We start from the raw sequence: 21,494 nt of genomic DNA, 5'->3' as shown, positions 1-21,494 counted from the left end.
GAATGTCGCAGCAAACCACCATCCGCAAGCTTGCCGAACTGGTCAATACGCCGGTCGATAAACTGCTGGTTCAACTGGCCGAGGCCGGAATGAAGTTCAGCGGTCCCGACCAGGTCGTGACCAGCACCGAGAAGATGAAACTGCTTGGCTTCCTGCGTCGCACGCATGGCAAGGCAGAAACGTCTGCCGAAGCGGCGAGCGAAGCAGCCAAGAAGATCACGCTCAACCGGCGCAAGCTGCAGGAAGTCACTGTCAACGCCGGCCGCACCAAGACCACGGTCAACGTGGAAGTGCGGCAGAAGCGCACTTACGTGAAGTCCGAGAACGAAGGCAGCGGCCGCGCCGCACCAATGACGCCGGACGAAGAACGCGCCGATATCCTGCGTAAGCTCGAGGAGTCGCGTCAGCGCAACCTCGAAGAGCAGCAGCGCCTGGCCGAAAGCGACCGCGTGCGCGACGAGGCAATTCAGCGCAAGCGCGAGGAAGAGCAGGCCGCCAAGGACCGTGCAGAAGCCGAGCGCAAGGCTGCCGAGGAAGCCGCTGCGGCTGCCAGTGCGCCGGCCCCGGTTGCTGATGCGCCGACGCCGTCCGCCGCGGCGCCAGCTGCGCGTTCGCCTTCTTCGCCGTCGTCCGCACCGCGTCCGGCACGTCCGGCGGGCGCATCTCCGGCCTCGCGTCCGGCAGCGCCGGCACGTGCGGACGACCGCAGCAATGCCGCCAAGCACAAGACGCGCGGTTCGCACGTCATGGTGGCCGGTGTTGAAGATGACGATGCGACCAAGCGCTTTGCCGGGCAGTTGCATCTGTCCGCGGCCGATCGCGCGCGGCGTTCCAATGTGCGCGGTAAGCCGACCGGCCGCCCGGGTTCGTCGTCCTCGCGCCGTGGTAATGACAACGGCCGTGGCGGCAGCCAGGCCAACAGCGGCCCACACGGGTTCGAGCGTCCCACCGCACCGGTGGTGCGTGAAGTGGCGATCGGCGAGACCATCACCGTGGCAGACCTGGCGCAGAAGCTCGCGCTCAAGGGCGGCGACGTGGTCAAGGCGTTGTTCAAGATGGGCGTCATGGCGACCATCACCCAGAGCATCGATCACGACACCGCCGCACTGGTGACCGAAGAGCTCGGCCATAAAGCCGTGCGTGCCGACAATGCCGACTTCGAGGACGCGCTGCTGGCGCATGCCGAAGATGCGCAGGGCGAGGCCACGTCGCGTCCGCCGGTGGTCACCATCATGGGTCACGTCGATCACGGCAAGACCTCGCTGCTGGACTACATCCGCCGTACCAAGATCGCCTCCGGCGAAGCCGGCGGCATTACCCAGCACATCGGTGCGTACCACGTCGAAACCGGTCGTGGCGTCATTAGCTTCCTGGATACGCCCGGCCATGCCGCGTTTACCTCGATGCGTGCCCGTGGCGCCAAGATCACCGACATCGTGGTGCTGGTCGTTGCCGCCGACGATGGCGTGATGCCGCAGACCAAGGAAGCGGTTGCGCATGCCAAGGCGGCAGGCGTGCCGCTGATCGTGGCGGTCAACAAGATCGACAAGACCGGCGCGGATCCGCTGCGGGTCAAGAACGAGCTGCTGGCCGAAAACGTGGTGGCCGAAGAGTTCGGTGGCGATACCCAGTTCATCGAAGTGTCGGCCAAGGTCGGTACCGGCGTGGATACGCTGCTGGACGCGATTTCGCTGCAGGCCGAAGTGCTGGAGCTCAAGGCCGTGGCCGAGGGCCGCGCCAGCGGTACCGTCATCGAATCCTCGCTGGACAAGGGCCGCGGCCCGGTGGCGACGGTGCTGGTGCAGCAGGGTGCGCTGAAGCGTGGCGACTATCTGGTGTGCGGCATCCAGTACGGTCGCGTGCGTGCGTTGTTCGACGAAACCGGCCATCAGCCGGCCTCGGCGGGCCCGTCGATTCCGGTGCAGGTGCTGGGTTTGTCCGGCGTGCCGGAAGCCGGCGACGACTTCGTGGTCGTCGACGACGAGCGCCTGGCCAAGGACGTGGCGCAGCAGCGCGAAACCAAGCGCCGCGAATCGCGTCTGGTGGCCTCGGCGACCAACCGCATGGAAGACATCCTGGCCCAGATGGGCAAGGGCGAAGGCCAGCAGGTACTGAACCTGGTGATCAAGGCCGACGTGCAGGGTTCGGTGGAAGCACTCAAGCAGTCGCTGGTGGCGTTGTCCAACGAGGACATCCGCATCAACGTGATCCACTCCGGCGTGGGCGGCATCACCGAATCCGACGCGAATTCGGCCGCTGCTTCCAAGGCGACGATCATCGGCTTCAACGTGCGTGCGGATGCCTCGGCGCGCAAGATCGTCGAGTCCAACGGCATTGATCTGCGTTACTTCTCGATCATCTATGACGTGATCGATCAGGTGAAGCAGGTAGCCTCCGGTCTGCTCGGCGTGGAAATCCGCGAAGAGATCATCGGTATCGCACAGGTCCGCGATGTGTTCCGTAGCTCGAAGTTCGGCGCGGTTGCAGGCTGCATGGTCATCGAAGGCGTGGTCAAGCGCAGCAAGCCGATCCGCGTGCTCCGCGACAGCGTTGTGGTGTTCGAAGGCGAGCTGGAATCGCTGCGTCGCTTCAAGGAGAACGTCGACGAAGTGCGCAACGGTACCGAATGCGGTATCGGCGTGAAGGCTTACAACGACGTCAAGGCCGGCGACCAGATCGAGTGCTTCGAGCGTATCGAAGTAGCCCGTACGCTGTAACGGCTGCCGGGGCCTACCGGCCCCGGACTCCGTTCGGCGGAGTTGGTCCAATGCAGGTTCTGCAAGGCGAGGGCGGCATGGCCGCCCGCGTTTGTTTTTGGCTTCGGTGCCAACTGGCCCTCCGAATCAACCAGGTCCACGACCATGCCAACCAAATCATTCCATCGCACCGACCGCGTGTCCGCGCAGGTGCGTCGCGACCTCGGCACGATCGTGCACGCGGCCGTGCGCGACCATGGGCTGCCGTCGGTCAGCGTGTCCGACGTCGAAATCAGTCGCGATCTGGCGCATGCCAAGGTCTTTGTCACCGCGCTGCAGCAGGAGCGTTCGGCCGAAGCGGTCAAGGGGCTCAAGGAAATCGCCGGCCAGCTGCGTACCCAGTTGGCGCGCGCGATGAAGCTGCGCCACGTGCCCGAGCTGCACTTCCATTACGACGATTCGGTCGATCGCGGCGAACGCATCGACAATCTGCTGCGTGACCTGGACGACGTTGGCCCCGAGGCCACGTCCAGCGATGAAGATGCCGAACAGCGCTGAGCGCTGTCACGGCCTGCCGCATCTGCCGCGGCCCTGATTCCCGCAGGCGCGCACTGCGCCTGATTCGAGCACCGATCTTTTGAAACCCCGCATCGTCTATCGCCCGTTGCACGGCATCCTGCTGCTGGACAAGCCGGCCGGGCTGAGCTCCAACAATGCACTGCAGGCCGCACGCCGGTTATTGCGTGCAGAGAAGGGCGGCCATACCGGCAGCCTGGATCCGCTGGCTACCGGCCTGTTGCCGCTCTGCTTTGGCGAAGCCACCAAGATCGCCGGACTACTGCTTGGGTCTGCCAAGGCCTACGACGCCGAGATTGTGCTGGGCGTCACCACCGACACCGACGATGCCGATGGCGAGCCGCTACGCGAGCGTGCGGTGCCCGATATCGGTGATGCCGCGCTGCAAGCCGCACTGGCGCCTTTCATCGGGCGCATCCAGCAACAAGCGCCCATTTATTCCGCGCTCAAGCAGGGCGGCGAGCCGCTGTATGCCAAGGCGCGACGCGGCGAACGTATCGAAGCCCCGGTGCGCGGGGTGGATGTGCAGGCGATCGATGTGCTGGGCTACAGCGCCCCAGGTCTGCGGCTGCGCGTGACCTGCGGCTCGGGCACGTATATCCGCAGCCTGGCACGTGACCTGGGCGAGGTGCTGGGATGTGGAGCGCACATCGCCTCGTTGCGTCGGCTGTGGGTGGAGCCGTTTCGCGCTCCACAGATGATCACACTGGAGGCATTGTCGGCGGCGCTGGAGGCGGGCACCGAAGCACGGACGCTATTGCTGCCGATCGAGGCCGGCCTGGCCGGTTTTGCGCGAATCGTGCTCGATCAGACCCATGCGGCGCGTTTTCGCATGGGCCAGCGCCTGCGTGATGCCGCATTTCCGCCGGGGCAAGTCGCTGTATTCGGACCTGACGGAACCCCCTCGGGGCTAGGCCTGGTCGACGCCGACGGGCGCTTGTCGCCGCAGCGATTGTTCAATGGACTGAACGAAATTCCGGCCTGTTAAGATTTTGTCAACTTGTTCCCTGGGCCGGGCGACGTTACAATTTCGCGGCCCCGATCGGGGCACCTCAGCGCCAAGCGCGCTCATCCTAAGCAAACGGCGAGTCCGACGGTGCGTTACGCACGTTCCTGTCGACCACGCATCTATCGAGAAAACATCATGTCCGTCGACACCCAGAAAGTTATTGAAGACAACAAGCGCAGCGCCCAGGACACCGGTTCCCCGGAAGTGCAGGTCGCTCTGCTGACCGCGCGCATCGAGCTGCTGACCGGTCACTTCAAGACCCACAAGAAGGATCACCACAGCCGTCGTGGTCTGCTGCAGATGGTCAATCGTCGCCGCAGCCTGCTCGACTACCTGAAAAAGAAGGACAACGAGCGTTACAAGTCCTTGATCGAGAAGCTCGGCCTGCGCCGCTAATCGAGTCCTACCGCCGCGGCGCAGCGATGCGCCGCGGTTTTGTTTTGGTCAATCGCACTACGTCTTAAGCAATACGCACTCTTGGGCCGGAGCCTCCCGGCCGCCCGTTCTCGGCATGGGTCGACGACGGTCCAACGCAGACAGCAATACCTAAGGGAAAAAACCTCCGTGGCAAAAATCACCAAAACCTTCCAGTACGGCAAGCACACCGTCACTCTTGAGACGGGCGAAATCGCTCGCCAGGCAGGCGGCGCCGTGATCGTCAAGTTCGACGACACCGTACTGCTGGTCACCGCCGTCGCCGCCAAGAGCGCGCGCGAAGGGCAGGACTTCTTTCCTCTGACGGTCGATTATCAGGAGAAGTTCTACGCTGGCGGCCGCATCCCGGGCGGCTTCTTCAAGCGCGAAGGACGCGCGACCGAGAAGGAAACGTTGATCTCGCGCCTGATCGATCGTCCGATCCGTCCGCTGTTCCCGGAGGACTACAAGAACGAAGTGCAGATCATCGCCACCGTGATGTCGATGAACCCGGACATCGACGGCGACATCGCCGCGCTGATCGGCGCCTCGGCTGCACTGTCGCTGGCCGGCACCCCCTTCAAGGGCCCGATCGGCGCTGCCAAGGTCGGCTACAAGAACGGTGAATACATCCTCAACCCGACCGTGACCGAGCTGAAGGATTCGCAGCTGGAGCTGGTCGTGGCCGGTACCGCCAATGCGGTGCTGATGGTCGAGTCCGAAGCCGAGCTGCTGTCCGAAGAAGTGATGCTGGGCGCAGTGACGTTCGGTCATCGCGAGATGCAGAAGGTCATCAACGTCATCAACGAGCTGACCGTCGAAGCCGGCACCAAGCCGTCCGACTGGGTGGCCCCGGCAAAGAACGAGGGCATGATCGCCGCACTGAAGGAAGCGGTGGGCGACCAGCTCGCGTCGGCATTCCAGGTGCGCGACAAGCTGCAGCGCCGCGATGCGATTTCGGCGATCAAGAAGGACGTGCTGGGCGCACTGGCGCCGCGCGCCACCATCGAAGGCTGGGCTGCCGGCGATCTGGCCAAGGAATTCGGCGAGCTGGAATACCAGACCATGCGTGGTTCGGTGTTGAGCAGCAAGGTGCGTATCGACGGCCGTGCACTGGACACCGTGCGTCCGATCAGCGCCAAGGCCGGCGTGTTGCCGCGTACCCATGGCTCGGCGCTGTTTACCCGCGGCGAGACGCAGGCGATCGTGATCACCACCCTGGGCACCGCGCGCGACGGTCAGGTCATCGACGCAGTGTCGGGCGAGTACAAGGAAAACTTCCTGTTCCATTACAACTTCCCTCCGTACTCGGTGGGCGAGTGCGGTCGTTTCGGTGCGCCGAAGCGTCGTGAAATCGGCCACGGCCGCCTGGCCAAGCGTGGCGTGCTGGCTGTGATGCCGACCCTGGAAGAATTCCCGTACACCATTCGCGTGGTCTCGGAAATCACCGAGTCCAACGGTTCGTCCTCGATGGCATCGGTCTGCGGCAGCTCGCTGGCGCTGATGGATGCCGGCGTGCCGATCAAGGCGCCGGTCGCGGGTATCGCAATGGGTCTGGTCAAGGAAGGCAACGACTTCGTCGTGCTCTCCGACATCCTGGGTGACGAAGATCACCTCGGCGACATGGACTTCAAGGTGGCCGGTACTGCCGGAGGCGTGTCCGCGCTGCAGATGGACATCAAGATCGAAGGCATCACCGAAGAGATCATGAAGCAGGCCTTGCAGCAGGCCAAGGCTGGCCGCCTGCACATCCTGGGCGAGATGGCGCATGCGCTGACCACCCCGCGTCAGGAATTGAGCGACTACGCGCCGCGCCTGCTGACCATCAAGATCCACCCGGACAAGATCCGCGAAGTGATCGGCAAGGGTGGCTCGACCATCCAGGCCATCACCAAGGAAACCGGTACGCAGATCGACATCCAGGACGATGGCACGATCATCATCGCCTCGGTCAATGCCATTGCCGCGCAGGCTGCGAAGTCGCGCATCGAGCAGATCACCTCGGACGTGGAGCCGGGCCGCATCTACGAAGGCAAGGTCGCCAAGATCATGGACTTCGGTGCGTTCGTCACCATCCTGCCGGGCAAGGACGGCCTGGTGCACGTGTCGCAGATTTCCAGCGAGCGCGTGGAGAAGGTCGGCGACAAGTTGAAGGAAGGCGATCTGGTCCGCGTCAAGGTGCTGGAAGTGGACAAGCAGGGCCGCATCCGTCTGTCGATCAAGGCAGTGGAAGAAGGCGAAGGCGTGCAGGCGTCGGCCGAGTAATCGCAGCGTGCTGATGCATCACGCGTGATGCATGACAAAAGAGCGGGCTTCGGCCCGCTTTTTTGTTGTGCACTTGACCCCTTCTCGCTCTGGGAGAAGGTGCCCAAAAGGGGGCGGATGAGGTACGTGCAAGGCCTCGTGATATTCGGAACGTAAGTGGCTTGCCCGTACCCTCACCCCAACCCCTCTCCTGCAGGAGAGGGGCTTGGATTCCTTCTCATCTCGGGAGAAGGTGGCGCTCAGCGCTGGACGGGGGCGTGCAACGCTGAATGGGGTGAAGGCGAGCAAGGGCTTCGCACCGTACCCTCACCTCAAGCCCTCTCCCGCGGGAGAGGGGCTTTGAATCCTTCTTCCATCGGGAGAAGGTGCCCCGCAGGGACCGATGAGGGTACGCCCGGCGTTACTGCTTCGATCTATCCTTGCTGCTCCGTCGGCGCTTGCTGCGTTTGCGGACGCGGCGGCACGACGCGTGGGAAGCCCGGCGGCATCGTTTGTTCTGTGGGTGCGGTGTCGGGTGTCGGCAGCGGCGCAGTGGCTGGCGGCGCAACCATCGCCGCATCAGGACGCAGCTTCAACAGCGCAGCCCAGTCGCGGCGATTGAAGTCGCACAGGTCTTCGTGCGCCGGCGTGCATTCGCTGGCGATGCCCAGGCTGTCTTCGTTCTGGTCCTGGCTGCTGTCCGATTGCGGTGTTGGCCACACCACGCGGCCGGCGCGATCCAGCGGCATCTTGCGCATCATCACCGTGTTGAATACGTTGCCGCCGATCAGATACAGCGTGCGATCGCCGCCGACGTTGGCGGCCACCACCACATCGCAATGCGACTGCCATGGCATCGGTGCGCTGCCGCCCAGCGCGGCCTTCAGGCCGGCATAGCCCAACGCGGTGCTGCGGCCGCGCAGCAGGCACAGCAGATCGCCGGGCGCCGGCTTCTCGACCGCTGGATCGGTGAACCGGTACGGTCCGGTAGTGCCGTCGTTGTAGGCGCTGCGGATGTAATCCAGATGGCGCGCGGAGCGATGAAAACCGCTCAGCCCCGACTGCGTCATCACCCAGGAGATGAAAGCGGCCGACCATGGGTTGTCGATCAGAAATGCGCGGCAGTCGCTGGCGGTGTAGCGCGTACCATCCAGTGCCGCGCAGCTCGATGCGCCGGGGCGTCCGCCCATCGACGCAAGCGTGCCACTGTCGCGCCAGTAGCCTGCAACGCGTTGCCAGGCGACCACGCCGTGATCGGCGAGATAGCCCGATTCGGCTTCGGTGACGCCCAGGCTGGCCAAGCGTCCCTTGGCATCGATAAACGGGCGTTGCCACAACCGATGCTCATTGCAGGCGCTGCGCACGATGGCGATCGCGGCGGGACTCGTTCCGAACCGTGGCGGGATATCGCACACCTCCGCAGCCGCAGCGCTACTTCCGATACCTGCCAGCAAGAAGCAGATCCACGGCCAAGGTTTGACGGTCATTACAGGTCCTGCACGGAAACAATCGCAGCAGGCTGCCAGAGCCGGCTGCGCGCACGCGTGAAATCAGCGCGCTGGCGGTGGGCCGAGTTTGAGCGACAGATCCACTGCCTGCACATGCTTGGTGAGTCCGCCAATCGAGATGCAGTCCACCCCGTCTTCGGCAATTGCGCGAATGCCGGCCAGATCCACGCTGCCGGAGACTTCCAGCGGAATGCGTCGTTCCGGCGGTAGCGCAGCAACGAGACGCACCGCTTCTCGGCGCATGGCCTGGTCGAAGTCGTCGATCAGGATGCGCGTGCAGCCAACCTGCAGTGCTTCGTGCAGTTGCTCCAGCGTTTCCACTTCCACCACCAGCGGCAGCTGCGGTTGCTGCGCGCGCGCGGCATGCACGGCCGCGCTCAGCGAACCGGCGGCGCGGATGTGGTTCTCCTTGAGCAACACCGTGTCGAACAGGCCGATGCGGTGATTGTCGCCACCGCCGCAGCGCACGGCGTATTTCTGCGCGGCGCGCAGGCCCGGCAGCGTCTTGCGCGTGTCCAGGATGCGCGCGCGCGTCCCGGCCACCGCAGCCACATACGCCGCGGTGGTGGTCGCCGTGGCAGACAGTGTCTGCATGAAATTGAGCGAGGTGCGTTCGGCACTGACCAGGCTACGGCTGCGCCCCTGCAACAGCGCGAGCACCGTGCCGGCGCCGACGTGCTGGCCTTCGTGCACGTGCCAGTCGATGCGTACCTGCGGGTCGAGCGCGCGGTGGGTGGCATCGAACCAGGGGCGGCCGGCGATGACCGCGTCCTGCTTGCACAGCAGGTAGGCGCTGTCGGCTTGGTCGGGTAGCAGTGCGGCGGTGACGTCGCCGCTGCCGATGTCTTCGGCCAAAGCACGCGCTACGTCGGCGTCGATCGATTCGGCGGGCGGCGCGGCCGGCACGTTGGTGTGCTGAGACAGGCTCACTTCTCGGGGAAGTCGGCGATTTGTGCGGTGGCGATGGCTTCTTCGGCCAGCAGCACCGGAATGCCGTCGTCGACGCGGAAGATCTGCTTGCGGTCGCGGGTGATCAGCGCTTCACGCAGCGGCTGGGTTTGTGCGGCGCCGTCGGCGCGCTGCAGGGTTCCGCCTGCGATGGCGGCATTGAGTGCTTCCAGGCCTTTGCCGTCGAGCAGCGAAAGCGGCTGGCGGGTGTCGGGCGAGCACAGCAGGTCGAGCAATTTGCGATCCATCGAAGTCTTGTCTTGCGTGGAGATTGGCTAGAATACGTCTTTACCGCAGGGCAGGGCCATGACCTCCAACCACTCCGCGCCGCTGGTCGGCATCGTGATGGGTTCCCGTTCGGATTGGGAGACCATGCAACATGCAGCTCAGAAGCTCGACGCGCTGGGCGTGCCGTACGAAGTCAAGGTGGTCTCGGCGCACCGCACCCCAGACGTCTTGTTCACCTACGCCGAGCAGGCGGGCGCACGCGGACTGCGCGCGATCATTGCCGGCGCCGGCGGCGCGGCGCACCTGCCGGGCATGCTGGCCGCCAAGACCGCAGTGCCGGTGCTCGGCGTGCCGGTGCAGTCCAAGGCGCTGAACGGCATGGATTCGCTGCTGTCGATCGTACAGATGCCTGCAGGCATTCCGGTGGCCACCTTCGCCATCGGCAATGCGGGCGCGGCCAATGCGGCGTTGTTTGCGGCGGCCATGCTGGCGCCCGAGCAGGCGCAGGTCGGTCAGGCGCTGGCGCAGTTCCGCGCCAAGCAGACCGACGATGTCATGGCCAGCGACGACCCGCGCCAATGAGCACGGTCGGCATTCTCGGTGGCGGTCAGCTGGCGCGCATGCTGGTACTGGCCGGTGCGCCGCTCGGCATACGCTTTGCGGTCTTCGATCCGGCAGCCGATGCCTGCGCAGGCCAGGTGGCACCGCTGCAGGTTGGCGCGTTCGATGACGTGGCGACCCTTGCCGCATTCGCCGGGCAGGTGGACGTGATCACCTTCGATTTCGAAAACGTGCCGGCCGCCAGCGCGCAGCAACTTGCCGCCCAGGTGCCGGTGTTTCCGAGTCCGGCGGCGCTTGCGGTTGCGCAGGACAGGCTCAGCGAAAAAACCTTGTTCCGCGAACTCGGCATTCCGGTGCCCGAGTTTGCCGCGATCGACGACCGCGCCGGCCTGGACGCAGCGCTCGCGCGGATCGGTACGCCCTGCGTGCTGAAGACGCGCCGCTTCGGCTACGACGGCAAGGGCCAGTTCCGGATCAAGACGCTCGCCGATGCCGATGCAGCGTGGGACGCGCTTGGCGCCCAGGCGGCGCACGTCGGGTTGATCGTGGAAGCGTTCGTGCCGTTCCAGCGCGAGGTCAGCGTGGTTGCAGTACGCGGCCGCGATGGCGAATTCCGCGCTTGGCCGTTGACCGAAAACTGGCATGTGGACGGTGTGCTGTCGGCCAGCCTGGCACCGGCGAGCGTGGAGGCGGCCCTTCAAGCCTCGGCCGAATCGCACGCGCGTGCCGTGGCGGAAAAGCTCGACTATGTCGGCGTATTTGCGCTGGAACTGTTCGTGCGCGACGGCGAGTTGCTTGCCAACGAAATGGCGCCGCGCGTGCATAACTCGGGGCACTGGACCATCGAAGGTGCCGAGACCTCGCAATTCGAAAATCATGTGCGGGCCGTCCTTGGCTTGCCACTGGGCAGTACTGCGATGCGCGGCCACGCCTGCATGCTCAACTGGCTGGGCGAGATGCCAGAGGCCAGGGCGTTTCTGGCGGTGCCCGGTGGGCATTGGCACGACTACGGCAAGCAAGCGCGCGATGGACGCAAGGTGGGGCACGCAACGCTGCGCGCGGAGACAGCGCAGGCGCTCGCGCTGGCGGTGAGCGATGCTGGCGCGGCGCTGCAGCGCGATGCGCAAGTTCGGCCGGTGGTTGCGCGTTTGAACGAAGGGTGAGGCGCGCAGCGTTTCGGTTGCGATCACGCGCGACGACACGCCCGTTTGCGCGGGCGCGTCGGACGCGGACGCGGACCCGTTCTGCGATGTGTCAGCAGATGAGCCGGTCCGCATCTGCGGCTGGAAATTGAGCGGCCAGGTCAGCCCAGCCGGCTTGCGACGAAATCCCAATTGACCAGCTTCCAGAAAGCCTCCAGATAGCGCGCACGATCCTGCTGGTAGTCCAGGTAATACGCGTGCTCCCAGATATCGCAGGCGAGCAACGGAATGTCTGGCCCGGTGAGCGGGGTGGAGGCATTGGGTGTGGCGACTACTGCCAGCGCGCCGTCCGGGCGCTGCACCAGCCACACCCAGCCCGAGCCGAACGTGCTCAGGGCCACGCGATTGAACTCCTGCTTGAAATGCACGAAGTCGCCGAACGATTTGGCGATGCCGTCGCCCAGCCGCCCAAGCGGCTCCCCGCCAGCGCGCGGACGCAGGCACTGCCAATAGAAATTGTGGTTCCACACCTGCGCGGCCAGGTGAAACAACGTGCCCTGCGCCTGCGTGATGATGTCTTCCAGCGTCAGCTCGGCAAACTCGCTGCCTTCCAGGCGTGTGTTGAGCTGTTCGACCTCGCTGCGGTGACAGACGCCGTGATGCGCCTCCAGCGTCGCAGACGACAGATGCGGTTCCAGGGCGGCGCGGGAATAGGGCAGTGCAACGTGTTCGATCGGCATGATGGCAGTGGCAGCGAAGGGAGTGCGGCGACAGGTCGCGCTGAAGGCTTACAATGCGCGCCTTTGCGGAAGTCTATCCGACCCGGCGGTCGGGCCTGCCGCTCCCAGTCAGGAGAGTCCAATGCCGGTGATGGAACGGATCCAGGCCGAAGTCGAACAACACCCGATCGTGCTGTTCATGAAAGGCACCCCGCAATTTCCGATGTGCGAGTTTTCCAGTCGCGCCGTGCAGGCCCTGGTGGCCGCCGGTGCCGACCAACTGCGTACGGTCAACGTGTTGGAAGAGCCTGAAGTGCGCGCCAATCTGCCGCGCTACTCCAACTGGCCCACGTTTCCGCAGCTGTTCATCCATGGCGAGCTGATCGGCGGCTGCGACATCACGCTGGAACTGTTCGAAGCCGGCGAGCTCAAGCGCATCGTCAGCGAGGCGTACCAGCCGTGAGTTCGGTGCAGGCCCAGCCGCAGTCGGCTGCCTTGTCGGGGCGCGTCGTGCTGATCACCGGCGCCGCCGGTGGCCTGGGCGCCGCCGCGGCGCAGGCATGCGCGGCTGCAGGCGCCACGGTAGTGCTGCTTGGTCGCAAGGTGCGCCCGCTGGAGCGCGTCTACGACGCGGTTGCAGCGCTGGGTGCCGAGCCGCTGTTGTATCCGCTGGATCTGGCCGGCGCCACCCCGGACGACTACGCCGCGCTTGCGCAACGGGTGCAGACCGAGCTTGGTGGCCTGCATGGTCTGCTGCAGTGCGCTGCCGACTTTTCCGGCCTGACGCCAACCGAACTCGTCTCACCCGCAGATTTCGCACGCAGCCTGCATGTCAACCTGACCGCGCGCGCCTGGCTGACCCAGGCATGCCTGCCGCTGTTGCGGCAGCAGGACGATGCGGCAGCTGTCTTCGTTGTGGACGACCCCGCGCGCGTAGGTCAGGCCTATTGGGGGGCGTATGGCGCCGCCCAACATGCGCAGCGCGGCTTGATCGCCACCTTGCATCATGAAACCGCCGCCGGCCCGGTCCGCGTCGGCGGCCTGCAGCCCGGCCCGATGCGCACCGCATTGCGCGCACGCGCTTTCACCCATCACGAAGACAACGACGCGGTCGATGCCGCACGTTACGCACCTGCATGCGTCAGCATGCTGTCAGCCGCAGGGGTGACGCATCGCGGTGCGATCTGGAGTCCGCAGGTATGACCATTCTTTCTGCGGCGCTGCTGCTGTTTCTGATTCTCGACCCGCTGGGCAACATTCCAGTGTTCCTCAGCGTGCTCAAGCCGCTGCCGCCCAAGCGCCAGCGTTTCGTGCTTGCGCGTGAACTGCTGATCGCGCTGTGCGTGTTGATGGCGTTCCTGTGGGGCGGCAAGTACGCGCTGGAGCTGATGCACCTGCGCCAGGAATCGGTGGCCATTGCCGGCGGCATCGTGCTGTTTGTGATCGGCATCCGCATGATCTTCCCGCGGCCCGAAGGCCTGATGGGCGAAATTCCCGACGGCGAACCCTTCATCGTGCCGCTGGCCATCCCGCTGGTGGCCGGCCCGTCCGGCATGGCCGCGGTGATGCTCATGGGCAGCAACGAGCCGACGCGGCTGTGGGACTGGAGCCTTGCGCTGATGATCGCCTGGATCGGCGCCTCGTCGATCCTGGCCGCCGCGCCGCTGCTGTACAAACTGCTCGGCCACCGCGCCCTGACGGCCATCGAGCGCCTGATGGGCATGCTGCTGGTCGCCATCTCGGTACAGATGTTCCTGGACGGCCTGGGCACGTACTTCAAGCTGCCGGTGTCGATCTAGCGTAGCTCCGGGCGGCTTGCCGATCGCGCCGCGTGTGTGCGTCGACACGCGTCGATGGCCCGGGGTTTCAACCCGCACTGGCCGTGGGTTACGTGCGCACGGTCCATGGTGCCGGCAACCAGCGCGCCGTCGCGTCCGGACATCTAGCGGTGCGACGCAATGGGCTCTGGACGATGAAAGGCGGCGCAGCCCTTGGCCGCTGGCGACTGTCTTGAGGTTGATCCGCCACTGACGCATGAGTGCAGGTGGAATGTCATATTCGGTGGGGCGCATCGACAGATGGCAACCCCATGTGCAGCACGCACGCCATGGCCGAATGCAAGCGTTTGGGCGATTTGACCCAATTTGGCCACTTCGTATCTTCAAAGGCGCGACAGGCGTCTCGCTCAAGTTGCGACCTTGCACGATCTGGCGATTACGTCTTGACCTTCGCAGTTCATGTAGTAGCGCGCGAAGTTTGTCACGCCGTCGTCACAATCAGGGCTTAGCGTGTTAATCTGTTGTTAACCGTTGCGGCAGCAACCAGTCGCGCGGCAAGGGACCCCAGATCATCGGCAGCCCACCCCCGGGAACGGTTGGGCTGACTGCGCCTTTTTGTCACTGCCCAACCTGTATCGAGGCTACCGAAATGACCCACCCCCGTTATCTCCGCATGTCCAAGCTGACGCTTGGCCTTGTCGCCGCGCTCGCCGCCGCTCCTGTGTTTGCGCAAAGCACCTCGGCTGGCGTCGCCGGCCTGGTGACCGGCAGTGGCGGCCAGCCCGTCCCGAACGCCGAAGTCACCATTACGCACGTGGAGTCCGGAACGGTCAGCCGCGCCACCACCGATGCCAGCGGACGCTATAACGCGCGCGGCTTGCGTGTGGGCGGGCCGTACACCATTACCATTACCGCTTCGGGCGCTGGCAACACCACCCACGAAGGCGTGTATCTGAATCTGGACAAGGTCAATCAGGTCGATGCCGCTCTGGGCGGCGATCTGGCGACGCTGGGCACTGTGCAGGCAATCGCCGGCAATTACGGCTCGGCCATTTTCAGCGCCAACAAGATGGGTACCGGCACCAACGTGACCCGCGAAGAAATCGAGTCGCTGCCGTCGATTAACCGTAACCTGCAGGACTATGTGCGTCTGGATCCGCGCGTTGCGCAAACCGACAAGGCGCGCAACGAAATCTCCATCGCCGGCCAGAACCCGCGCTACAACGCGATCCGCGTCGACGGCATCAGCACCAACGACGCCTTCGGTCTGGAATCCAACAGCCTGCCGACCCCGCGCCAGCCGTTCTCGATGGACGTCATTGATGAAATCTCGGTGGACGTGGCCAACTACGACGTGACGATCAGTGGCGGCACCGGTGGCGTGATCAATGCCGTCACCAAGTCGGGCACCAACGAATTCCATGGTTCGGTCTACGGCACTTATCGCGAGAACGACTGGTCGGGCAAGAATCAGAACAACATCCGCCCGCAGCTGTTCGACAACGAAGCGACGTATGGTCTGACTCTGGGCGGCCCGATCGTCAAGGACAAATTGTTCTTCTTCGCCAACTATGAGAAGTACAAGGGTAAGGGTGTGTTTACCGGTAACAGTGGCTACGGTCCAGCCGGTTCTGGTGCCAGCAATGAAGTCGGTATTACCCAGGCGCAGGTCGATCAGGTGATCGATATCTCGCGCAATGTCTATGGCTTCGACCCTGGGACCCTGGCCTTGCCGGCATTGGATTCTGATTCAGAAGAGAAGGGCTTCAAGCTGGATTGGAACATCAGCGACAAGCATCGTGGTTCGTTCCGCTATGGCAAGTCCGAGCAGAGCACGGCCAATCTCAATGGGTTCGGCAACAATCAGCTGGCGTTGAACTCGTACCACTATGTGCGCGACTTCGAACTCGAGACCTACACCGGTCAGTTGTTCAGCGACTGGACCGATACTTTTTCGACCGAAGCCAAGGTGTCTTATCGCGATTACTCGGCAGTTCGTACTGCGGCATCGCAGTTGCCGGCCATCGCCGTGCGTTTCGGCAACAACACTTTAAATCTGGGTACTGAAGCCAATACTCAGGCTAACGAGTTGCGCACCGAAACCTGGAACGCGTTCTTCGCCGGCACGCTGTTCTTGAATGACCACACGGTCAAGTTCGGGTTCGACTACGAAGACAACGACATCTACAACTTATATGGTCCGCGTGTTTTCGGTAGCTACACCTTCAACTCGGTTGCCAATTACCAGGCAAATTTGCCGAACGCGTATCGTTACTCGTATTCGCCCACCGGTATCGACAATATCGCTGCGAAGTGGGGCATGCGGAACTTGGGCGTGTTCTTGCAGGATTCTTGGGCCGTCAATAGCAACCTGACACTGAACTTCGGCCTGCGTTATGACGAGCCGATGGTGAAGAACTCGCCGCAGTTCAACCAGGCTGCGTTTAACGCATTCGGTCTTCGCAATGATGAAACCATTGACGGCAACGGCTTGTGGCAGCCGCGCTTTGGTTTCAACTACACCTTCGATGCAGATCGTCCGACCCAGCTGCGTGGCGGCGTTGGCCTGTTCCAGGGTGCTGCCGCGTCGGTTTGGTTGTCCAATCCGTATTCCAATACTGGTTTGGCTTATACCGATTACAACTTCAACAACGCGTCCAACAGTGGTATCCGCTTCACGCCGGATATCAACAACCAGCCGCGCGGAACATCGGGCGCCACGCAGTCGGTCGACTTTGTTGATAAGGATCTGAGCCAGCCGTCCGTTTGGAAAGCAAACCTCGCCTTCGATACCGAGTTGCCGTGGTACGGCATCGTCGCCTCGATGGAAGGTGTGGTGACCAAGGTCAAGGAAGCGATTTATTACCAGCAGCTCAATCTCGGTAATCCGACGGCAGTTGGCCAGGATGGTCGTGATATCTACTGGAATGCCAATGGCCGCAATCCGGCTAACTGGAATTCCCTGGGTAATGCATGTCTCCGCGAAACGGGTGTGGCGGCTGGTTCGTCATGTGTGAACAGCGGTACCGATATCCGTGCTGGTCGCAACATGAGCTTCAACGATGCCATCATTGCGCGCCCCACCGATCAGGGTGGCTCGCAAAGTTTCACTGTCGGCTTGAACAAGCCGTTCAACGACAGCGACTGGTCGTGGAGCTTGGCTTACACCTACTCGAACGCGAAGGAAGTCAGCGGTCTGACCAGTTCCACTTCGGGGTCGCAGCTGCTCAACACCGCAACCTTCCAGGCGAATGAAGAGGTCAATGCAACCTCGGCATACGAAATCAAGGACAGTTTCCTGGGTACGCTGCAGTGGAAGCATAATTTCTTCGGCGATTTTGCAACGAAGGTCGGTCTGGTGTATCAAGGCCGCAGCGGTCGTCCCTACAGCTATACGTTCGACAACGATGCCAATGGCGACGGTCGCTCCAATGACCTGTTGTACATCCCGGCGGCGCGCGGCGATGTGCTGTTCCGTAACGCGGCCGAAGAAAACGCGTTCTGGAACTACGTCAACAATGACCAGTACTTGTCCACGCACAAGGGCCAGGTTGCTGGCCGCAATGCGGTACGTAATTCCTGGGTCAACCAGTTCGATCTACACATCGAGCAGGAGCTTCCTGGCTTCTTCGATGGCAACAAGGCGCAGATCTGGGTCGACGTCATGAACGTGGGCAACCTGCTCAACAAGAAGTGGGGCCGCGTCGATGAGTACGCATTCCCGGGCTTCAAGGGTGTTGCTGAATACGGCGGTATCGACGCGGCGACTGGCAAGTATGTTTACCGCTTCAATGAGCCGGATGCCGCGACCGTCTACGACGACAAGGGCATCTCCCGCTGGGCGCTGCAGCTGGGCTTCCGCTACCAGTTCTAAAGCCGGCTAGCGTGTCGATGTTTGCAAAAACGGCCGGGGTCTCCCGGCCGTTTTCTTTTGTGCGGGTGAGTACGCTAAAGTTCCGTGCATACGACAGGAGCATGCTATGGAACTCAGCAGTACGGCAGCACGGGCGCTGCCGGTGGTGGATGCGCGGATCTACCCGCGTGGTGGTCTGGATGTGTTGTCCAAGACAGAAGTGGCCCGGTTGCGCGATGCATCCAGCGGTGGCATGCATGAGCTGTTGCGCCGCTGTGCGCTGGCCGTGCTGACCAGCGGAAGCGCATCGGACGACCCGCGCGCTGCGCGCGATCTCTACCCGGATTTCGACATCCAGGTGAATCAGCAGGATCGCGGCATCCGCATCGATCTGATCAACGCACCGGCAATGGCTTTCGTCGATGGCGAGATCATCCGCGGCGTGGCCGAACTGTTGTTTGCCGTCGTCCGCGACCTCGCTTACATGGCCATCGAGCTCGAAGCGCAACGCGCGGATCTCGACACCAGCGAAGGCATCACCAATGCCGTGTTCGGCCAGCTGCGTAATGCGCGCATCCTGCAGCCCTTGGATCCGAACCTGGTCGTATGCTGGGGCGGACATTCCATCTCGCGCGATGAATACCTTTACACCAAGCAGGTCGGCTACGAGCTTGGCTTGCGCGGGCTGGATATCTGCACCGGCTGCGGCCCGGGCGCCATGAAGGGGCCGATGAAGGGCGCCACCATCGCGCATGCCAAGCAGCGCAAGCACAATACCCGCTACATCGGCGTCACCGAGCCAGGCATCATCGCCGCCGAATCGCCGAACCCGATCGTCAACCATCTGGTGATCATGCCGGACATCGAGAAGCGCCTTGAGGCCTTCGTCCGCATCGGACATGGCATCCTGGTGTTCCCGGGCGGTGTCGGCACCGCGGAGGAAATTCTCTACCTGCTCGGCATCCTGCTACGCGAAGAAAACGCGGACGTGCCGTTCCCGCTGATCCTCACCGGCCCGACCATCGCCGCGCCGTACTTCGAGCAGATCGACCGTTTCATTCGCCTCACCCTGGGCGACGCTGCCGCCTCGCGCTACGAGATCATCGTCGGCGACCCGGTCGCCGTCGCGCGCCGTATGGCCGAAGGGGTCCACGGAGTGCGCGCGCACCGCAAGGACCAGAAGGACTCGTATTACTTCAACTGGTCCGTGCACATCCCGCTCGAGTACCAGCAGCCCTTCGAGCCCAGCCACGAAGCGATGGCCGCGCTGGACCTGCACCACGGCCGCCCGGCGCCGGCCCTGGCCGCCGACCTGCGCCGCGCCTTCTCCGGCATCGTCGCCGGCAACGTCAAGGAAGACGGCATGCGCCGCATCGAGGAATTCGGCCCCTTCGAAATCCACGGCGATCCCGAGATCATGCAGGCCCTGGATGCGCTGCTGCGCGGCTTCGTTGAGCAGCGCCGGATGAAGATTTCGGGGGACTATCGGCCTTGTTATCGGGTGGTGACTTAAAGGTTGGTGGGGATCTGGGAAAGGCCGGCGTCGTTTGTCGGCCATTCCTACCGTTTGTCTGCAGTAGATTGCGTTAGGCCTGAAGCTTGACGATGCTGTCAAAACCAACGCTGGGGAGCGTCTAATGTTAGTTGTCCGTTCGCGTGGGTTCACCCTGATTGAGCTCATGGTAACCGTGGCCGTGCTCGCGATCGTAGCTGCCATTGGTTACCCGAGTTTCCAAGGAGTCCTGCGATCAAATCGGGCTGCGGCCGCCAATAACGAGCTAATGGCTTTGTTGAATCTCTCCAGGACCGAGGCCATCCGGAACGGTCAGGGTGGAGGCGTGTGTGGTAGCTCCAATGGGACCAGCTGCGACAGTAGCTGGAGTGGGGGAGTCATGGCCTGGAGTGACTCCAACGGCAACGGCACCTTTGACTCAGGAGAAGCAGTGCTACGCTACTCCACCGGCAATCCTCGGCTTGTTGTCCAGGGACCCACCACTGGGACGGTGATCGCGTTTGATGCGCGTGGGCGCCGCCGCGCAGCTGCAGACCAGAAAGTCACTCTTCAGCCGGATCAGTGCGGGGGGCAGCCCCTGAGAAGATCATTGACCGTGAATGCATCCGGTCAAATCCGTAGCAAAAAAGAGGCTTGTGTATGAAGAAGGTCCCTCACACTAGTGCACGGTCGTCGCGAGGCTTCACTTTGATCGAAGTGTTGATCGCGATCCTCGTGCTGGCCTTCGGTTTACTTGGGTTCGCACTGCTGCAAACCATGAATGTCCGCTTTGTACAAAGCGCCAATTATCGTACGCAGGCAACCAATCTTGCATACGATCTGATTGATCAAATGCGGTCAAATCGGTACTTGGTGACCCAATACACCGCAGCGAGTTTCGCTGCAGGTTCTGTTACTCAAGCAGGTGCTTGTATATATCCCACCGGCGAGGCGGTGGCGATCACGCAAAACATCGCGCGCTGGCAGTGTCAAGTCGCGAAAGCATTGGGAGATAAGGCTGCTGCTACAGTCACCTATGCCAATGGGGTTGCGACAGTCTCGATCAGCTGGGGTGATCAGCGCTGGGACAAGGATAATCCGGATGCCGTTACGAGTTTTGCTTTGCGGACGGAGATTTAATAGCGATGAGTGTGTATAGACGCAACGCAGGTCTGTCCCTGATTGAACTCATGATTGCTATGGTGATCGGACTGGTGCTGTTGTTAGGCGTCATCCAGGTTTTCTCCGCATCGCGTACTGCGGCTCAGCTATCCGAAGGTGCCTCGCGTGCCCAAGAAAATGGGCGATTTGCGCTGGACTATTTGGCGCGTGATATCCGTATGGCAGGACATTTTGGATGCGTCAACGATCAGGCGCAGTTCGTTAAGGGGCAAGGCGACCCGCGGGTCAATCTTTCCGCCACCACGGGGAGCGGCAGTCCACTGGACTTTTCGGTGTCGATTCAGGGTTACGAGGCGCCAGGTACTTCGCCAGGGCAAACGGTAACAGTTGGGGCAACCGCAGGTTCGATTACCGGGCTGCCTGCTGCGATCCAGAACCTGAGCCCGGCGCCGCGGGCTGGGAGCGACATCATCGTCTTACGGTTTCTTTCCGCTGAGGGGGTTCCTGCCACGGGCATTGCGGCGGCGGGCTCTAATACGACGTTGACGATGGACGCTACCCGCTGGGCGAGGTTGACGGATGATGGCGTCGCAGCACCGACGCTGTTCGGAATCGCGGACTGCGCGCACGCCGATGTGTTTGCAGGCACGACCACTGCTGGAACAGTGGTGGCCTCAGGAGTAAACCTTGCCGGTCGATATGTTGTACAGCCCACTGGCCAGACCATGGTGTATCGCGCCGAATCGCTTGTGTATTACGTCGCAAACAATCCAGATACAGGGGAACCCGCATTGCGGCGTGCCAGAGCAGGAGGTAACGGCCAGTACACCAGCGAGGAACTGGTAGAGGGCATCGAAAGCCTGCAATTCCTTTATGGACTGGACAGCACCGAAACCATTGCAACGCAAACCCCACCCGTTGGAAACATTACGGAGCAGAGGGTTGCGAGCAGTGTTGCAACAGCAACTGACGCAGCAGCTGCCAATCAATGGCGGCGGGTCGGTCAAGTGCAGGTTGGAGTGCTTGTGCGTAGTCCGACTCCAGCTGCTGCTGCTGCTCCGATTGAGGCCAATCGTCTTGGTGTGCTCGGAGTAACGGTGGTTCCACCTACGACTAGCGATGGGCGGTATCGGGCCACCTATGAGTTGTCAGTCGCTCTCCGTAACCGACTGTTCGGTAACTGATAATGTCAATGGTGCCCCTA

The 21,494-nt window shown here is 62.9% G+C and carries 19 protein-coding genes; 15 read left to right on the top strand and 4 right to left on the bottom strand.

Features of this window, described 5'->3' with window-relative positions; translation table 11 throughout:
* The first annotated feature begins 2 nt into the window (after positions 1-2).
* The 5 genes from infB (at position 3) to pnp (ending at position 6,960) form a co-directional block, all read left to right on the top strand.
* Positions 3-2,717 (top strand): translation initiation factor IF-2, encoded by a 2,715-nt coding sequence (infB, locus tag ACCQ15_RS13535; RefSeq protein WP_169306416.1) that lies wholly within the window; start codon positions 3-5, stop codon positions 2,715-2,717.
* A gap of 144 nt (positions 2,718-2,861) precedes the next feature.
* The gene (gene rbfA, locus ACCQ15_RS13530) at positions 2,862-3,254 is read left to right on the top strand and encodes a 30S ribosome-binding factor RbfA (protein WP_005914265.1); all 393 of its coding nucleotides are present in this window, start codon (positions 2,862-2,864) and stop codon (positions 3,252-3,254) included.
* A 79-nt stretch (positions 3,255-3,333) separates the two neighbouring features.
* Positions 3,334-4,260, top strand: a complete 927-nt coding sequence (gene truB / locus ACCQ15_RS13525) for a tRNA pseudouridine(55) synthase TruB (RefSeq protein WP_372380669.1) — start codon at positions 3,334-3,336, stop codon at positions 4,258-4,260.
* Between the two features lie 156 nt (positions 4,261-4,416).
* Positions 4,417-4,677: a 30S ribosomal protein S15 gene (gene rpsO / locus ACCQ15_RS13520; RefSeq protein WP_003485583.1), complete on the top strand. Its 261-nt coding sequence runs from the start codon at positions 4,417-4,419 to the stop codon at positions 4,675-4,677.
* 168 nt (positions 4,678-4,845) lie between these two features.
* Complete coding sequence (pnp, locus tag ACCQ15_RS13515) at positions 4,846-6,960, top strand: polyribonucleotide nucleotidyltransferase (RefSeq protein WP_372380668.1); 2,115 nt, start codon at positions 4,846-4,848, stop codon at positions 6,958-6,960.
* A 413-nt stretch (positions 6,961-7,373) separates the two neighbouring features.
* Here the strand turns inward: pnp and ACCQ15_RS13510 are convergent, their stop codons facing one another.
* The 3 genes from ACCQ15_RS13510 to ACCQ15_RS13500 form a co-directional block, all read right to left on the bottom strand.
* A complete protein-coding gene (locus tag ACCQ15_RS13510) occupies positions 7,374-8,426 on the bottom strand; it encodes a DUF2272 domain-containing protein (RefSeq protein WP_218196516.1) in 1,053 nt (350 codons plus the stop codon).
* 63 nt (positions 8,427-8,489) lie between these two features.
* Positions 8,490-9,377: a carboxylating nicotinate-nucleotide diphosphorylase gene (gene nadC, locus ACCQ15_RS13505; RefSeq protein WP_065627509.1), complete on the bottom strand. Its 888-nt coding sequence runs from the start codon at positions 9,375-9,377 to the stop codon at positions 8,490-8,492.
* Positions 9,374-9,643: a Trm112 family protein gene (locus tag ACCQ15_RS13500; RefSeq protein WP_008570984.1), complete on the bottom strand. Its 270-nt coding sequence runs from the start codon at positions 9,641-9,643 to the stop codon at positions 9,374-9,376. The genes nadC and ACCQ15_RS13500 overlap by 4 nt, the downstream gene beginning before the upstream one ends.
* Before the next feature lie 58 nt (positions 9,644-9,701).
* Here ACCQ15_RS13500 and purE point away from each other — a divergent pair, with 58 nt between their 5' ends.
* Entirely contained in the window at positions 9,702-10,205 is a 504-nt protein-coding gene (gene purE, locus ACCQ15_RS13495; protein ID WP_008570985.1) for a 5-(carboxyamino)imidazole ribonucleotide mutase, read from the top strand.
* Positions 10,202-11,347 carry a 5-(carboxyamino)imidazole ribonucleotide synthase gene (locus ACCQ15_RS13490; protein ID WP_014090517.1) on the top strand — a complete coding sequence of 382 codons (1,146 nt, stop codon included), beginning with the start codon at positions 10,202-10,204 and terminating at the stop codon, positions 11,345-11,347. Before purE ends, ACCQ15_RS13490 begins: the two co-directional genes overlap by 4 nt.
* A 140-nt stretch (positions 11,348-11,487) precedes the next feature.
* Here ACCQ15_RS13490 and ACCQ15_RS13485 read toward each other — a convergent pair whose 3' ends face one another.
* Positions 11,488-12,066, bottom strand: a complete 579-nt coding sequence (locus ACCQ15_RS13485; protein ID WP_014090516.1) for a superoxide dismutase — start codon at positions 12,064-12,066, stop codon at positions 11,488-11,490.
* A 121-nt stretch (positions 12,067-12,187) separates the two neighbouring features.
* Between ACCQ15_RS13485 and grxD the strand changes: the two genes are divergently transcribed.
* The 8 genes from grxD to ACCQ15_RS13445 all read left to right on the top strand — a co-directional run bounded on the left by grxD (position 12,188) and on the right by ACCQ15_RS13445 (position 21,474).
* Positions 12,188-12,508 (top strand): Grx4 family monothiol glutaredoxin, encoded by a 321-nt coding sequence (gene grxD / locus ACCQ15_RS13480; protein ID WP_003485599.1) that lies wholly within the window; start codon positions 12,188-12,190, stop codon positions 12,506-12,508.
* A complete protein-coding gene (locus ACCQ15_RS13475; RefSeq protein ID WP_014090515.1) occupies positions 12,505-13,248 on the top strand; it encodes an SDR family NAD(P)-dependent oxidoreductase in 744 nt (247 codons plus the stop codon). The genes grxD and ACCQ15_RS13475 overlap by 4 nt, the downstream gene beginning before the upstream one ends.
* Entirely contained in the window at positions 13,245-13,844 is a 600-nt protein-coding gene (locus ACCQ15_RS13470; protein ID WP_003485603.1) for a YhgN family NAAT transporter, read from the top strand. The genes ACCQ15_RS13475 and ACCQ15_RS13470 overlap by 4 nt, the downstream gene beginning before the upstream one ends.
* A 628-nt stretch (positions 13,845-14,472) precedes the next feature.
* On the top strand, positions 14,473-17,697 hold the full coding sequence (locus ACCQ15_RS13465; protein WP_372380667.1) for a TonB-dependent receptor: 3,225 nt from the start codon (positions 14,473-14,475) through the stop codon (positions 17,695-17,697).
* 106 nt (positions 17,698-17,803) lie between these two features.
* Entirely contained in the window at positions 17,804-19,189 is a 1,386-nt protein-coding gene (ppnN, locus tag ACCQ15_RS13460) for a nucleotide 5'-monophosphate nucleosidase PpnN (RefSeq protein WP_372380666.1), read from the top strand.
* 124 nt (positions 19,190-19,313) lie between these two features.
* A complete protein-coding gene (locus tag ACCQ15_RS13455) occupies positions 19,314-19,832 on the top strand; it encodes a GspH/FimT family pseudopilin (RefSeq protein ID WP_042773913.1) in 519 nt (172 codons plus the stop codon).
* Positions 19,829-20,308, top strand: a complete 480-nt coding sequence (gene pilV / locus ACCQ15_RS13450) for a type IV pilus modification protein PilV (protein WP_011347923.1) — start codon at positions 19,829-19,831, stop codon at positions 20,306-20,308. Before ACCQ15_RS13455 ends, pilV begins: the two co-directional genes overlap by 4 nt.
* Before the next feature lie 5 nt (positions 20,309-20,313).
* Complete coding sequence (locus ACCQ15_RS13445) at positions 20,314-21,474, top strand: PilW family protein (RefSeq protein ID WP_109291402.1); 1,161 nt, start codon at positions 20,314-20,316, stop codon at positions 21,472-21,474.
* Positions 21,475-21,494 lie beyond the last annotated feature (20 nt).

This window comes from Xanthomonas sp. NCPPB 1754 (assembly GCF_041475725.2).
GTDB lineage: Bacteria > Pseudomonadota > Gammaproteobacteria > Xanthomonadales > Xanthomonadaceae > Xanthomonas > Xanthomonas euvesicatoria.
Note: the sequence above shows the minus strand (reverse complement) of the source record. Positions and strands in the feature narration are given on the sequence as shown.

Bases quoted from the DNA above. Each gene is read 5' to 3' on its own strand.
- rpsO (WP_003485583.1), top strand. From the start codon at position 4,417: ATGTCCGTCGACACCCAGAAAGTTATTGAAGACAACAAGCGCAGCGCC.
- ACCQ15_RS13445 (WP_109291402.1), top strand. From the start codon at position 20,314: ATGAGTGTGTATAGACGCAACGCAGGTCTGTCCCTGATTGAACTCATG.
- rbfA (WP_005914265.1), top strand. From the start codon at position 2,862: ATGCCAACCAAATCATTCCATCGCACCGACCGCGTGTCCGCGCAGGTG.
- ACCQ15_RS13455 (WP_042773913.1), top strand. From the start codon at position 19,314: ATGTTAGTTGTCCGTTCGCGTGGGTTCACCCTGATTGAGCTCATGGTA.
- ACCQ15_RS13490 (WP_014090517.1), top strand. From the start codon at position 10,202: ATGAGCACGGTCGGCATTCTCGGTGGCGGTCAGCTGGCGCGCATGCTG.
- ACCQ15_RS13510 (WP_218196516.1), bottom strand. From the start codon at position 8,426: ATGACCGTCAAACCTTGGCCGTGGATCTGCTTCTTGCTGGCAGGTATC.
- ACCQ15_RS13500 (WP_008570984.1), bottom strand. From the start codon at position 9,643: ATGGATCGCAAATTGCTCGACCTGCTGTGCTCGCCCGACACCCGCCAG.
- ACCQ15_RS13465 (WP_372380667.1), top strand. From the start codon at position 14,473: ATGACCCACCCCCGTTATCTCCGCATGTCCAAGCTGACGCTTGGCCTT.
- grxD (WP_003485599.1), top strand. From the start codon at position 12,188: ATGCCGGTGATGGAACGGATCCAGGCCGAAGTCGAACAACACCCGATC.
- ACCQ15_RS13485 (WP_014090516.1), bottom strand. From the start codon at position 12,066: ATGCCGATCGAACACGTTGCACTGCCCTATTCCCGCGCCGCCCTGGAA.
- ACCQ15_RS13470 (WP_003485603.1), top strand. From the start codon at position 13,245: ATGACCATTCTTTCTGCGGCGCTGCTGCTGTTTCTGATTCTCGACCCG.
- purE (WP_008570985.1), top strand. From the start codon at position 9,702: ATGACCTCCAACCACTCCGCGCCGCTGGTCGGCATCGTGATGGGTTCC.
- infB (WP_169306416.1), top strand. From the start codon at position 3: ATGTCGCAGCAAACCACCATCCGCAAGCTTGCCGAACTGGTCAATACG.
- pilV (WP_011347923.1), top strand. From the start codon at position 19,829: ATGAAGAAGGTCCCTCACACTAGTGCACGGTCGTCGCGAGGCTTCACT.
- ppnN (WP_372380666.1), top strand. From the start codon at position 17,804: ATGGAACTCAGCAGTACGGCAGCACGGGCGCTGCCGGTGGTGGATGCG.